General features: G+C 71.1%; 12 protein-coding genes and 2 pseudogenes. 8 read left to right on the top strand and 6 right to left on the bottom strand.

All coding sequences use genetic code 11. From position 1 onward, the window contains the following. Nucleotides 1-132 precede the first annotated feature (132 nt). From OG747_RS22660 to OG747_RS22645, 4 genes are read right to left on the bottom strand one after another with little or no spacing between them, the layout of a single operon-like run. Nucleotides 133-852, bottom strand: coding sequence for an ABC transporter permease (locus OG747_RS22660; protein ID WP_405881169.1), 720 nt, complete (start codon nt 850-852; stop codon nt 133-135). A gap of 10 nt (nt 853-862) precedes the next feature. Continuing rightward, nucleotides 863-1,774, bottom strand: a complete 912-nt coding sequence (locus OG747_RS22655) for an ABC transporter ATP-binding protein (RefSeq protein ID WP_405881168.1) — start codon at nt 1,772-1,774, stop codon at nt 863-865. After that, nucleotides 1,771-2,688: an ABC transporter permease subunit gene (locus tag OG747_RS22650; protein WP_405881167.1), complete on the bottom strand. Its 918-nt coding sequence runs from the start codon at nt 2,686-2,688 to the stop codon at nt 1,771-1,773. Before OG747_RS22650 ends, OG747_RS22655 begins: the two co-directional genes overlap by 4 nt. Further along, nucleotides 2,678-3,676: an ABC transporter ATP-binding protein gene (locus tag OG747_RS22645; protein ID WP_405885630.1), complete on the bottom strand. Its 999-nt coding sequence runs from the start codon at nt 3,674-3,676 to the stop codon at nt 2,678-2,680. Before OG747_RS22645 ends, OG747_RS22650 begins: the two co-directional genes overlap by 11 nt. A gap of 255 nt (nt 3,677-3,931) precedes the next feature. On the opposite strand from OG747_RS22645, the gene OG747_RS22640 reads away from it, so the two are divergent. The 6 genes and pseudogenes from OG747_RS22640 to OG747_RS22615 form a co-directional block, all read left to right on the top strand. Then, the gene (locus OG747_RS22640; RefSeq protein WP_405881166.1) at nt 3,932-4,798 is read left to right on the top strand and encodes a M24 family metallopeptidase; all 867 of its coding nucleotides are present in this window, start codon (nt 3,932-3,934) and stop codon (nt 4,796-4,798) included. A 5-nt stretch (nt 4,799-4,803) separates the two neighbouring features. After that, nucleotides 4,804-6,564: an SDR family oxidoreductase gene (locus OG747_RS22635; protein WP_405881165.1), complete on the top strand. Its 1,761-nt coding sequence runs from the start codon at nt 4,804-4,806 to the stop codon at nt 6,562-6,564. A 99-nt stretch (nt 6,565-6,663) separates the two neighbouring features. After that, a pseudogene (locus OG747_RS22630) lies at nt 6,664-6,789 on the top strand (metal-dependent hydrolase); the annotation flags it as partial. Between the two features lie 28 nt (nt 6,790-6,817). After that, nucleotides 6,818-7,762 (top strand): MerR family transcriptional regulator, encoded by a 945-nt coding sequence (locus tag OG747_RS22625; protein WP_405881164.1) that lies wholly within the window; start codon nt 6,818-6,820, stop codon nt 7,760-7,762. 122 nt (nt 7,763-7,884) lie between these two features. Then, complete coding sequence (locus tag OG747_RS22620; RefSeq protein WP_405881163.1) at nt 7,885-8,433, top strand: RNA 2'-phosphotransferase; 549 nt, start codon at nt 7,885-7,887, stop codon at nt 8,431-8,433. A gap of 94 nt (nt 8,434-8,527) precedes the next feature. Continuing rightward, nucleotides 8,528-8,701 (top strand): annotated as a pseudogene (locus tag OG747_RS22615) (LLM class flavin-dependent oxidoreductase); the annotation flags it as partial. A 183-nt stretch (nt 8,702-8,884) separates the two neighbouring features. Here OG747_RS22615 and OG747_RS22610 read toward each other — a convergent pair. Both OG747_RS22610 and OG747_RS22605 read right to left on the bottom strand, forming a co-directional pair. Then, nucleotides 8,885-11,230 carry an FtsX-like permease family protein gene (locus tag OG747_RS22610; RefSeq protein ID WP_405881162.1) on the bottom strand — a complete coding sequence of 782 codons (2,346 nt, stop codon included), beginning with the start codon at nt 11,228-11,230 and terminating at the stop codon, nt 8,885-8,887. Further along, the gene (locus tag OG747_RS22605) at nt 11,227-11,970 is read right to left on the bottom strand and encodes an ABC transporter ATP-binding protein (protein ID WP_405881161.1); all 744 of its coding nucleotides are present in this window, start codon (nt 11,968-11,970) and stop codon (nt 11,227-11,229) included. Before OG747_RS22605 ends, OG747_RS22610 begins: the two co-directional genes overlap by 4 nt. Nucleotides 11,971-12,098: 128 nt before the next feature. Between OG747_RS22605 and OG747_RS22600 the strand changes: the two genes are divergently transcribed. Further along, a complete protein-coding gene (locus OG747_RS22600) occupies nt 12,099-13,004 on the top strand; it encodes a sensor histidine kinase (RefSeq protein ID WP_405881160.1) in 906 nt (301 codons plus the stop codon). A 107-nt stretch (nt 13,005-13,111) separates the two neighbouring features. Next, entirely contained in the window at nt 13,112-13,813 is a 702-nt protein-coding gene (locus OG747_RS22595; RefSeq protein ID WP_405885629.1) for a response regulator, read from the top strand. Nucleotides 13,814-13,827 lie beyond the last annotated feature (14 nt).

Raw genomic sequence — 13,827 nt, 5'->3', positions numbered from 1 at the left:
CTCCTAGCCGTACGTCGGCCGTGCATCCCCTTTTGCCCAGTGTGCCGGGACAGAGGTGAAGCCGCTGTCAAGAAGAAGGGCCTCCACGCGCGCGTACGTGGCGACAACCGGCACGCGCGCGTGGAGCCCCGCTCACTCCTCGCCCGCCAGCGTCAGCGTCCGCAGCCTCTGCCCGGCGTACCACGTGGCGAGTACGGTGACCGCGACCAGCAGCACCGTCGCGGTCGGCAGGCCCACGTCCGAGGTGACGAGGTCCCCACCGGTGACCTTGTGGGCCACCGCGAGCGCCCACTGCTGGACGCTGAGCGTGCGCGCGCCGGACACCAGCGACCCGAACAGGGCCTCCCAGACGAGGGCGTAGACGAGGCCGAAGACCACCGCGTGCCGGGTCACCGTTCCAAGGAGCAGGAACAGCGCCGCGTACGCGATCGAGGCGACCAGCGCGGCCACCGTGTAGGCGACGGCGATCTGCTGCCCGTTGCCGTTGAGGATCATGCCCGCGATGAACGTCGGCACCGCAGAGAACGCCATGGTGACGGCGACGGCGACGATCAGCTTGGTGAAGATGATCGTGGGCCGCTTGAGGGGCTTGGCCAGCAGATACACCACCGAGCCGTCGTCGATCTCGGGCCCGATCGCGCCCGTACCGGCGATGACGCCGATGATCGGCACCATGGTGGCGAGGGCGAACCCGCCGAGCAGGTCCGAGGCCACCTGGTCGTCGGCCCCGGCGAAGCTGCGAACGGCCGCCGAGATCACGATGAGCAGGACGGGCAGTACGCAGAGGATGAGGGCCCGGCGGCGGCCGAGCAGGCCCCGATAGGTGAGCCGGGCGACTGTGGGGTCGTACATCTTGGGCCTCCTACGCCGCGACGAGATACGAGAAGACGGATTCGAGCGACTCGTCGGACGGCGACACCGTGAGCAGCCGGATGCCGTGCTCGCGCGCGACGCGCGGCAGCAGCGCGGTGAACCGGCCGAAGTCGACCGCCTGGATGCGCAACGCGCCCTCGGCGAGGTCCACTTCGATGCCGGACGTCGACGGGTCGGCGATCAGCGCGGCGGCCAGCGCCCGGTCGTCGCTGGAGCGCACCAGGTAGCGGTGCGGGCGGTCGGTCATCAGGCGGCGGATGCGCCGGAAGTCGCCGCTCGCCGCGTGCCGTCCCGCGACGATCACCTCGATGTGCGAGGCGAGTTGCTCGACCTCTTCGAGGATGTGGGACGAGAACAGCACCGTGCGTCCCTCGTCGCCCATGCGGCGCAGCAGGTCCATGAGCTGCATGCGCTGACGGGGGTCCATGCCGTTGAAGGGCTCGTCGAGCAGCAGCAGGGACGGGTCGTGGACGAGCGCGGAGGCCATCTTCACGCGCTGCCGCATGCCCTTGGAGTACGTCGAGATCTTGCGGTCCTGCGCGTACTCCATCTCGACCGTGGCCAGCGCCCGCTGGGCGGCCTTCGCGCCGAGGCCGTGCAACTCGGCGTTGGCGACGACGAATTCCTGGCCCGTGAGGAAGTCGTACATCGCCTCGCGCTCCGGGACGATACCGATGTGCTTGTAGATCTGTTCGTTGCGCCAGACCTGCCGGCCGTCGAGGGTGACGGTGCCGGTGGAGGGGGCGAGGAAGCCGCCCATCATGTTGATGAGGGTGGACTTCCCGGCGCCGTTCGGGCCGAGCAGGCCGGTGACACCCGGGCCGATCGTCATCGTGATGTCGTTGACCGCCACCACGTTGCCGAACCAGCGTGAGACGTGGTCGATGTTGAGCGTGGTCACAGCCCGACCTTTCGGTAGCGGCGCATCAGGAGGCCGTAGCAGCCCGCGATGAGACCCAGGACGACGATGAGGTAGACGACGCCCTGTCCGGACGAGGGGCCTTCCCCTCCGGGGAAGGCGGAGGTGGCGCCGAGGAAGGCCGTCTGCACTCCGTCGATCAGCGTGATGGGCGAGAAGAGCCCGAGCCAGGGGACGGCTCCCGTGCTGGACTGCTCGAAGGCGATGGCCTGGACGGTCGACACGGCCCCGTAGGAGATGGTCAGGGCGGCGATGACGGCCGCGATGCCGAAGCCGCGGCGCGGCGTGATCGCCGAGATGACCAGGCCGATCCCGGCGAAGAGCAGCGACAGGAGCGCCACGGAGACCAGCCCCTGTCCGAAGCCCTTCGTCTGGTCGGCGAAGTCGAGCTTCGCCAGAAGCGCCCCTACGTAGAGCACGATCAGTGGCGCGGCCGTGAGGATGAACAGTGCCGAGGCCAGGGCCGCGTACTTGGCGCGTACGTAGTCGACGGTCTCGATGGGGCGCGAGAAGTACAGCGGTACGGTCTTGAAGCGCAGGTCGCGGGAGACGGACTGGGGTCCCTGGGAGGCGACGTACAGGCCGATGACGGCCTGCATGATGACCGCGTAGCGCGTGTAGTCGACGGGCAGGTCCTTCGCCTTGGTGGCGACCGCGACCGCCACCATGATGAGCGCGGGCACGCACATCACCACGAAGAGCAGCATCGGCAGCACCTTGGACTTGACCGAGCGGCCCAGGCCGTAGGAGCCGCGCAGGGACTGCGAGTACAGCGAGCGGCGGGCGTAGGCGCGGCCGAGGCGCGGGCCGTCGTAGTGGCGGTAGCCGATGTTGTGGATGCGGGTCTGCTCACCGCTCTGGGCGCGTGCCGCCGTCCGGGGCTGCTCAACTGCCATGACCGACCGCCTCCTTCCGCTGTTCGTCGCCGGTCCGCTGCTCATCGCTCGCCCGCTGCTCGTCGCTGTCCTTGAAGACCTCCGCGATGTGGTGCCGGCGCTGTTCCATCCGGACCAGGCCGAGGCCGAGGTCGGCGACGACGTCGCGGACGAGGTCGTATGTCTCCTCGCCCTCGGCGGTCAGCAGCAGGATGTGCCCGGCGCCCGGCAGCCCGCTGCCGTCGTGGGTCTCCACCCCGCGCGCGTGGAGCACGTCGCGCACCGCGCGGGTGCCGTCCGGGTGCTCGTCGGTGTCGGTGACCTCGATGGCGAGGGTCGCGGTCTTCTGGGTGAAGTCCGTGGTGGAGCTGGAGCGCAGCAGCTTGCCGCCGTCGACGACGACGACGTGGTCGCAGGTGCGCTCCAGCTCGCCCAGCAGGTGCGAGGTGACCAGGACCGAGATCCCGAAGTCGGTGTGGATGCGGCGGATCAGGCCGAGCATCTCGTCGCGGCCGACCGGGTCGAGGCCGTTGGTCGGCTCGTCGAGGAAGACCAGCTGGGGGTCGTGGACGAGGGCCTGCGCGAGCTTGACGCGCTGCTTCATACCCGTGGAGTAGCCGCCGATCGGGCGGTAGCGCTCCTCGTACAGTCCGACGTGGCGCAGGGTGTCCGCGGTGCGTTCGCGGGCCGCGGCCGGCGGGAGCCCGGACATGCGCGCCATGTGGACGACGAACTCGGTGGCCGAGACGTCGGGCGGCAGGCAGTCGTGCTCGGGCATGTACCCGACCCGCTCGCGAATGGTGCCGCCCTCGGTGGCGACGTCCAGGCCGAGCACCTGTGCACGGCCCTCGGTGGCGGGGGACAGACCCAGCAGAATCTTGATCAGTGTGGACTTGCCGGCTCCGTTGGCTCCGACGAGTCCGGTCACACCGGGCCCGACGTCCACGGAGAGCCGGTCAAGAGCGGTCACCCGGGGGTACCGCTTGCTCAGGCTTTCGGTCGCGATCACAGTCACGTTGTCGAAGGTAGTGGCGCACACCACAGCGGTCGTCAACCCACGGAGCTGGATCCGCGTCCGACTCCAGTCGTACGGGCCCGTAGGGGTCCCCCTGAGGTCGAACAACCGGCGGGGGTTTATCCACATCAGGTCAGTTGTCCACAGGCGCCGCGCAGGTCTATTGACGCGGCCTCTAACAACTGTCACATTCGCCAGTGTCACGTTACGGACGCGTACCGTAGTCGACGGACAAGGTGGGGCGATGGCATGACGACGGCAGTGACAGGCGAACTCTCCGCGGAACCGCGGGGGTTCAGGTCCGCGGAGCTACGGGGGTTCCGGGAGGTCCAGCGCCTCGCGTACGACTGCGCGGAAGCGGTCGCCGCGCAGCTGAAGCCGGGCGTGACCGAGCGCGAGGCGGCACGCACGCAGCGGGAGTGGCTGCGCGAGCGCGGGGTGCGCGACTGGTTCCACCTGCCCTTCGCCTGGTTCGGGGACCGCACGGCGTTCGTGAACTTCCGGATCCCGCTGCAGTTCTTCCCCACCGACCGCCGACTGGAGCCGGGGATGCCGTACATCCTCGACCTGGCCCCGGTCCACCGGGGCTTCACGGCGGACATCGGCTACTCGGGCTCCCTGGGCCCGAACCCTCTGCAGGACAAGCTGCTCGCCGACCTGGAGGCGCACCGCGAGCTGATCCTGCGCGAGGTGCGCGAGCGCAGAGCGCTGCGCGAGATCTACGAGGACGTGGACCGGCTCATGGTCCGCCAGGGCTACGCGAACCGGCACCGCGCCTATCCGTTCGGCGTGATCGCGCACAAGGTCGACCGGGTGAAGGAGCGCTCCTGGTCACCCCGCCTGTTCGGGTTCGGCACGCGGTCCCTGAAGGGGCTGGCGAGCGACGCGCTCCACGGGCACCGGGACGGCTGGTCGCCGCTGTGGTCGCCGTACCGGTTCTCCGACCATCCTCCCCGTCCGGGGCTGTGGGCGGTCGAGCCGCATCTCGGGTTCCGGGGCACGGGCGCGAAGTTCGAGGAGATCCTGGTCGTCACGGACTCCAAGGATCCCGAGCAGAGTGCGTTCTGGCTGGACGACGATCTGCCGCACGTGCGGCGCTGGGCGGAGGAGAAGTGACTCTCGTGACTCTCGAAGGCGCGCGCGAGCGCTGGGTGCGGACGGGCGGGATCGAGCTGTGTGTAGCCGAGTTGGGCGACCCGGCGCAGCCCACGGTGGTGCTGGTGCACGGCTATCCGGACTCCAAGGAGGTGTGGTCCGAGGTCGCGACACGCCTCGCCGAGCACTTTCATGTCGTCCTGTACGACGTGCGCGGGCACGGCAGATCGACGGCGCCGCAGCCGTTGCGCGGCGGGTTCACGCTGGAGAAGCTGACGGACGACTTCCTGGCCGTCGTGGACGCGGTGAGCCCGGACCGGCCTGTGCACCTGGTGGGGCACGACTGGGGTTCGGTGCAGTCCTGGGAGTTCGTCACGGTCACGCGCACCCAGGGCCGGATCGCCTCCTTCACGTCGATGTCCGGACCGTCCCTCGACCACTTCGGGCACTGGATCAAGCAGCGCGTACGGCGGCCCACCCCGCGCGGGGTCGGCCAACTCCTCGGCCAGGGTGCCAAGTCCTGGTACGTGTACCTGCTGCACACGCCCGCTCTGCCCGAGCTCGCCTGGCGCGGCCCCCTCGGCAAGCAGTGGCCGAAGATCCTGCGGCGGGTCGAGAAGGTGCCCGGGGACGGCTATCCGACCCCGTCTCTGCCGACGGACGCGGCGCACGGCGCCTGGCTGTACCGGGACAACGTACGGGCCCGGTTGGGCCGTCCACGCCCGGACGCCTACGCGCACGCGCCCGTGCAGCTCATCACGCCCCTGGGGGACGCGTTCCTCTCCGAGCGGCTCTACGACGACCTGGAGCGGTGGGCCCCGCAGCCAGTACGCCGCACGCTCCCGGCCAAGCACTGGATTCCGCGCACCCGACCCGACCAACTGGCAGCCTGGATCACGGAGTTCGTGCACGCCCACGAGGACGGCACTCCGGTGCGGGACGCCGTGGCCACCGGTACGTACGCGCAACGGTTCGGCGGGCAGCTCGTGCTGGTCACGGGGGCGGGCAGCGGCATCGGGCGGGCCACCGCCTTCGCGTTCGCCGAGGCCGGCGCGCGCGTGGTCGCCGTCGACCGGGACGCCGAGGGCGCCGCCCGCACGGCGGAGCTGGCGCGGCTGATCGGCTCCCCCGAGGCCTGGGCCGAGACGGTCGACGTCTCGGACGAGCAGGCCATGGAGAAGCTCGCCGAGAAGGTCGCCGACGAGTACGGCGTGGTGGACGTGCTGGTGAACAACGCCGGGATCGGGCTGTCGGGCTCCTTCTTCGACACGACTCCGGAGGACTGGAAGAAGGTCCTCGACATCAATCTGTGGGGCGTGATCCACGGTTGCCGGCTCTTCGGCAAGCAGATGGCCGAGCGCGGCCAGGGCGGCCACATCGTCAACACCGCGTCGGCGGCGGCGTACCAGCCCTCGAAGGCACTCCCCGCCTACAGCACCTCCAAGGCGGCCGTGCTGATGCTGAGCGAATGCCTGCGCGCGGAGCTGGCAGGACAGGACATCGGCGTCTCGGCGATCTGCCCCGGCTTCGTCAACACCAACATCACCTCGACCGCGCACTTCGCCGGGGTCGACGCGACCGAGGAGAAACGCCGCCAGAAGAAGTCGGCGCGGTTGTACGGGCTGCGCAACTACCCGCCGGAGAAGGTGGCCGACGCGATCCTGCGCGCGGTCGTCAACAACCAGGCGGTCGTGCCGGTCACCCCCGAGGCGCGCGGCGCTCGCCTCATGTCCCGCCTCGCGCCGCGGGCGCTGCGCGCGATCGCACGGATGGAGCCACCACTGTGAGGGACCTTCCGGGCACCCTCTTGAGCGGCCCTTCGAGCGACTCCGTCGGCGTCGGCCACGCGTGGTTCGTGAAGGTCTTCGGGGCCGGATTTCCCGGTGCACAACAGGGCGGTACGCAAGGGCCTGTTGCCCACCCGGAAGGGGCTCGGCACGGCCATACCCCGCTGGCTGCGGCGGTCGTACCATCCCTCGCAGGAGGGGTCACTGCGCAGGGCCGTCGCGTAGCGCCCAGGGGGGCGGGAGGGCAGACAGCGTGGACGACGAGCCGGTCGGTGTCGCGTACCGCATCGAGGACCTGGCGCACCACAGCGGCGCCACGGTCCGGACGATCCGCGCCTATCAGGACCGCGGGCTGCTGCCCCGCCCGGAGCGGCGCGGTCGCGCCAATGTGTACGCGGACGCGCATCTGGCCCGGCTGCGGCAGATCGCCGAACTTCTGGACCGCGGCTACACGCTGGCCTCCATCAAGGAACTCCTGGAGGCCTGGGACACGGGCCGGGGCCTGGGCGGAATCCTCGGTCTGGTCGCCGAGGCCGAGGGACCGTGGACCGGCGAGGAGGCCGTACGGATCTCGCGGGCCGAGCTGGACAAGCGGTTCGGCGGCGGCCCGGACGACGCGGCGGTGGCGGAGGCGGTGGAGCTCGGAGTGCTGGAGCGCATTCCCGGCGAGCGCGAGCTGTACCTGGTCCCGAGCCCTCAAGAGCTGGCTGTGGCGGTGGAGTTGTACGCGGCGGGCGTTCCGTTGTCCGCGATCTCGGGCCACCTCAGGGAGTTGAGAGGCAAGGTTGAACACATCGCGGCGCGTTTCCTTGAGTTCACGACCGAACACGTCTTCGCGCGCTGTCTCGGCGAACATCCGCCGAGCGACGCGGAGGCGGCCGAGGCGGCCTCCCTCGTACGCCGTCTGCGACCGCTCGCACAGCAGACGGTGGACGCGGAACTGGCGCGTGCCATGCGGATGTTCGCGACCCGGCAGCTGCGTGATCGCCTCGGCTCGGGGCAACCGCGGGATCGTGGGGACGAGACGCGTTCAGTAGGGATACCGGTCGCCACAGCGCGGGCCGTGGAGCGGCTGGTTGGCGTGGAGCGCATCGCGGACTTCGTTGCGGCGGCGGCCGAACGTGAGGTACAGACACGGATCTTGGACCGTCTCACATCAAATGACCACGATGGCAATATCGTTGATGAACCACTCTAAATCACCCATGACTTGTCCACAGATTCCTCAATTACCCTGTGGATAACTACAGTTGGTTGTGGATCAAACCTCCGAACCAAAATCAAATGCGTGATCAGCATCTCGTCAGGCACTCTGACAAGATGGATGAAAGACGCACCGTAAAGGTGTCGAAGTACCTCTCGAAGCATCTGCGGCATCAGCCCGAGCGGATCGGGCTCACGCTCGACGAGGGAGGCTGGGTCGAGATCGACACGCTGATCGCCGCAGCGGCGGCGCACGGCTTCCGGTTCACCCGCGAGGAGCTCGACCACGTGGTGGCCACGAACGACAAGCGGCGCTTCGCCGTGGAAGGCACCCGTATCCGGGCCAGCCAGGGCCACTCCGTCGAGGTCGACCTCGGACTGCCCGTGGCGACTCCGCCGACGTATCTGTACCACGGGACCGTGGCCCGCAACCTGGACGCGATCCGCGCCGAGGGCCTGCGGCCCATGAACCGGCACGACGTGCACCTGTCGCCCGACCGTGAGACCGCCACCCGCGTCGGCGCCCGCCGCGGCCGGCCCGTCGTGCTCGGCGTGGACGCCGCCGCCATGCACCGCGACGGCCATGTCTTCCGGGTCAGCGCGAACGGGGTGTGGCTCACCGAGGCCGTACCACCGCGGTATCTGCGCTTCCCCGGCCCGCACTGATCGTCCGCCGGCCGGCTGATCAAGGGACGCCGATGAAGCGATCGCGCGGCGGCCGCGACCACCCCGTGGCTCCGCCTACGCTCGATGCACGAGTCTGCGTCCGAGCACTGTGATCCCGCCGTACGTCCACTGACACAAGGGCGGGCGTGCCGCCTGGCAGCGTGCGGAGCGGCTCGGCTTTCACCCCGCGTTCGCGTACGACCACCTGTCGTGGCGGACCTTCCGGGACGGCCCCTGGTTCGGCGCCGTGCCGACGCTCACCGCCGCGGACCAAGAAGTCGGGGACGCGTCCGCAGGGCCGACCATCCACCAAGCGCCGACCATCCGCCAAAGCTCCGGGGAACCGCTCGCGGGATCAGGGACCGGGCGGGCACTACGCCGTGCATCGCGCGCGGGCGCCGCCGGGCCGCCGAGGCCCTGGCAGACGCCCGCCTCCGACGCGACGCCGACGTCACTCGCTGTGCAGGACCCGGGCGATGGTCTGCCGGGCCGCCGCACGCGCCGGTATCACCGCGCCCAGTGCGGCGATCGCCACCCCGGCCAGCGCGAGCAGCGCCATGGTCCCCGGATGCCACACGTCCAGCATCCGTGCCGGGAGGGCGAGATGGGCGCTGTGCTCGGTCATCGGGATCACCACGCGGTAGGCCGCGACTCCCAGCGGCAGCCCCAGGACCCCGCCGACCAGGCCCAGCCCGGCCATGGACACCACCATCATCACCGTGACCTGGCGCGGCGTCATGCCGATCGACTTCAGCATTCCCAGGTCGCGCCGCCGCTCCCGGCTGCTCAGCACGACCGTGTTGAACACCCCCATCGCGGCGACCACCGACAGCATCAGGGTCAGCACGGTCGCGGAACTGATCACCGTTACGGCCCCGGCGTTCACCGATGTCTTCGCGTCCGGATAGAGACCGGGGTCGGCGGCCCGAACGGCCTTCACATAGGCGCTGACATCGGCTCCGGGGGTGAGCCGCACCCAGTACTGGTTGGCCTGCGCGCCCGGTGCCAGAGCGGTCACCGTCGCCCAGTCCGCGCGCATCAAGTCCGCCGGCCCGGACATGACCTCCCCGACCAGGGTCACGCGCTCCTGCCGGCCGCCCGCCGCGCCCAGGACGAAGGAGTCACCGAGACGCAGACCGGACTTGGACAGGAATCGGCCGGAAACCACCGCCTCGCCGGGCCCCCGCATCCACCGGCCCCTGGCCAGGTCGTCCTGGAGAGCCGACCGGCCCCCGCGCACGCCCTCGATCGACACGTCCTGGCTCTGCCCGAGCAGCCGCACGTCGGCGAAGCCCATGGCGGACACGTCCGCCGCGTGCGGCAGACCGCGCAGCAGCGCCTGGGTCGCGGCGTCGCCGTGCTTCGGGGCGGTCTGGCCGAACCTGGTTTCCCCTCGCCAGACGACCACCTGCGTCCTGCCGACGCCCTCGACCGCGTTGCCGTAGGAGACCATGGTGGCCGACAGGCCGGTGGCGAAGGTCACCGTCGCCACCCCGAGCAGGACCGCGCAGACGGTGAGCAGCGCCCGTCCGGGCCGCGCGAAGGGCAGCCCCAGGCCCAGGCTCACCGAGCGCGGCAGCCGCACCCCGCTCAGCCACCGCTGCACCACCAGCCCCCGTCCGCCACTGGGCGCGCTGCCCGCGCTGATCGCACGGGCCGCGGACAGCCGGTGCGCGCGCAGCGCCGGGATCAGCGCGGCCAGCAGCACCACGGCCGGCATGCCGAGCGCCGTGGTCGCGTAGACCCAGGAGCCGATCGTCGGCGTGACGTTCATCGTGCCGAGGCCTACGCCCTGGAAGACCTGGTGCAGCAGCGGCCGCGCCGCCACTCCGCCCAGGGCCGTACCGGCCAGCGCGCCCGCCGTCGCCGGGATGCAGACCATCACCAGGTAGACCGCGACCACCTGGTTGGGCGTGAACCCCAGGGACTTGAGCACCCCGATGTGCCGGAAGCCGGACACCACGGCGCCGCTCACCACATTGGCCACGATCAGGACCGCCACCAGCAGGCCGAGGATGCCGAAGGCCATGAGGAACGGCACGAAGGCGTTGGGCTTGGACGCGACCTCCGCCTTCAACGTCAGATACGACTGGCCTGCGACCAGCGATCCGGACGGCAGGCCGGCGGTCACCGCCGTGGTGTCCGCTGTGATCTGCCGGGCTGTCGCGGCCTGGTCGAACCGGTACATCATCTGGTACGTCGTGGGGTGCAGGGCCGCGATCTGCTGCGCGGAGACCCACGCCTGGGCGGTCCCGCTCACGCTGGACGCGAGGCCGACCACGGTCAGCAGCGGCAGTCCGGGCAGCCGGATCCGCTTGCCGATCGGCGAGTCCGGCCCCTTGCCCGCGCCGGGCCCGTCGATGGACGCCAGGACGATCTCGCTGGGGCCGGTGGCCCAGTGCCCGGCGAAGAGGTCAAGGCGGTCGACCGGGCCATCCGGCTCCGACCGCCCCACCACGGTCAGCGGGCCGGACGGCATCCAGGGCATCTCGGAGGCCGCGTTCTGCGGCAGGTCGACCACGGCTTCCGGGAACGGCCCGGCCGAGGCCCGCACGCCCGGACGGTGCGCGGTCCGTGCCAGCTCCGCGCCGGAGACCTTCGCCGCGTCGAAGGTGGCCACGACGTGCGCCCCGTGCGCCTGGCCGAAGAGCCGGTCGAACGGTCCGGACGCGACGTCCAGCAGGCCCAGGGCGACCACGAGGGCCATGCTGGAGACCAGGACCACCACCCCGATCACGGAGGTCTGCAGCCGACGGCGGCGCACGGCCGCGCGCGAGGCGCGCCACACCGCGCTCATGCCGACCGCTCCAGGGTCCGCTCGCCAGTGATCCGGCCGTCCGCCATCGTCACCAGGCGGCTGGCGCAGCGCGTCGCCAGCCGCTGGTCGTGCGTCACCAGCATGAGGGTCTGGCCCAGTTCGTTGAGGTCGATGAGCAGGTCCATCACCTGCTCGCCCGAGTAGCTGTCCAGCGCGCCGGTCGGCTCGTCCGCCAGCAGCAGCGCGGGGCGGTTCATCAGCGCACGGGCCACCGCCACCCGCTGGCGCTCGCCGCCGCTCAGCGCGGCCGGGTAGACGTTCCTGCGGTCGGCGACGCCGAGCTCGTCCAGCAACTCCAGCGCCCGGCGCCGGGCCTGACGGGCCGGTGTTCCGGTGAGCTGGGCGGCCAGGGCGACGTTGTCGATCGCGGGCAGGTCGTCGATGAGATTGAAGAACTGGAAGATCATGCCGATCCGGCGGCGGCGGAAGAGCGCGAGACCGGTCTCGTTGATCTCGCCCAGGTCCTCGCCGTGCACGCGCACCGAGCCGGCGCTCGGCCGGTCGAGCCCGGCGATCATGTTGAGCAGGGTGGACTTGCCGCAGCCGGACGGACCCATCACCGCCACTGCCTCCCCGGCGCCGATCTCCAGCGACACCCCGTTCAGGGCGACGGTGTCGCCGTACTCCTTGCGCAGGCCGCTCACCCGGACGACTTCCTGGTCGCGCACGGCGGCCGGGTCGGCCCCCGGGGCCGTGTCGCTGATGTCTTCGGTGGTCATGGCAGGGACGGTAGGCGGCGTGGACCGTACGGGCGTCAGCCCCCGGAGGTAACCCGCGACGCCGGTCATCCTGGCGATGTACGGGGTGGACCCGCAGGAGGACGTCCGCTCGCCGGCTGCCTGGCACGATGGACGACGTGTGGACATCGGGGACGGGCCGGCTGCTCATCGCCCTCGCGGGGGTGAGCCTGGCGGTGGCCGGGGGCGCTGTCGTGTTGCTGGCGCGGGCCCGCCACCGCTACCGCAGGGTCCTGGAGGACCGGGGCTGGCTGCTGGAGCGCGAGCGGGAGGCCGCCGCCCGCACGGCGGTGGCGGCCGAACGGGCCCGCATCGCCCGCGAGCTGCACGACATCGTCAGCCACAAGGTCAGCCTGATGGTCGTATCGGCAAGCGCCGCGCGCGAGGTGCTGGCCACCCTGCCGCACGAGGCGGAGACCGCGCTGCGGGCCGTCGAGGGTGCCGGACGCGACGCGATGACCGAAATGCGCCACCTGCTGGGCCTGCTGGCGCCGTCGCCCAACGGCGACGACGACCAGACCGAACGGTACGGCGAAGGAGACCCCTCCGGACTCGCACCGCAGCCGAGCCTGAGTCAACTGGGCACCCTCGTCGACCGGATCGCCTTCGCCGGCCTCCCGGTCGAGGTGCGGATCTCCGGCGAACCGCGCCCGCTGGCACCCGGCATCGACGTCACCGCCTACCGGATCATCCAGGAGGCGCTGACCAACGCGCTCAAGTACAGCGACGGCGGCAAGGCGGCGGTGACGGTGCGTTATGCCGACCACAGTCTGCGGGTCGAGGTGCTCAACAGCGGACCGAGCGTGCTGTCCGCCGACCACGCGAGCACGGGTGCCGGATCGGATGCCGGCTCGGATGCCGGCTCGGGTGCCCGCGAGCGCCGGGACGACAGCGCCGGGCGCGGCCTGATCGGTCTGCGCGAGCGCGTCGCCGTCTACGGCGGCCACTTCGACGCCCGGCGCCGCATCGGCGGCGGCTACCGCGTCCGCGCCCGCATCCCTCTGGAGCGCCCGTGAGCGAGTCCGCCGCCGACCGCGGCATCCACCACGCGCCGAACCGGGTTCCGAACTCCCAGCCTCCGGACTCGAACCCGAGCCGGGAAGCAGGCGCCCCGCGCGTCCTCATCGCCGACGACGAGGAGCTCATCCGAACCGGCTTCCGCCTCATCCTCACCTCGCGCGGCATCGAGGTCGTCGGCGAGGCCGCAGACGGCGTGCAGGCCGTCGCGGAAGCCGAACGGCTGCGCCCGGACGTCCTCCTGATGGACGTCCGGATGCCCAACCTGGACGGCCTGGAAGCCGCCCAGCGCGTCCTGCGGCTGCTCCCGCACTGCCGGGTGCTCATGCTCACCACCTTCGACCTCGACCGCTACGTCTACGCGGCGCTCGCCGCCGGGGCGAGCGGCTTCCTGCTCAAGGACGTCACCGCCGCCCACCTTGCCGCAGCCGTGCGACTGGTGAACACCGGCGACGCGTTGCTCGCCCCCTCGATCACCCGCCGTCTGGTCGAGCGCCACGCGACCGCCCGCGAGGCCGACCGGCCCGGCACGGCTCAGGGCCCCGCCGCTGTGGCGGCTGCGGCCCGCATACCCGCGATCCACCGCGACCTGACTCCGCTGACCCCTCGTGAACTCGAGGTGCTGGCCCTGATGGGCCGTGGCCTGTCGAACACCGAGCTCGCCGAAGCTCTCACCCTCAGCGCGTCCACCGTGAAGACCCACGTCGCCCGGATCTTCGCCAAGCTCGCCCTCCGCGACCGCGCCCAAGCCGTCGTCCTCGCCTACGAGACGGGCCTGGTCGCCCCCGGCAGCTCCGCCGCCGACTGACACCGGCACGCTGC

Source organism: Streptomyces sp. NBC_01384 (genome assembly GCF_045040035.1).
Taxonomy (GTDB): Bacteria; Actinomycetota; Actinomycetes; order Streptomycetales; family Streptomycetaceae; genus Streptomyces.
This window is presented reverse-complemented; position numbering and strand designations above follow the sequence as displayed.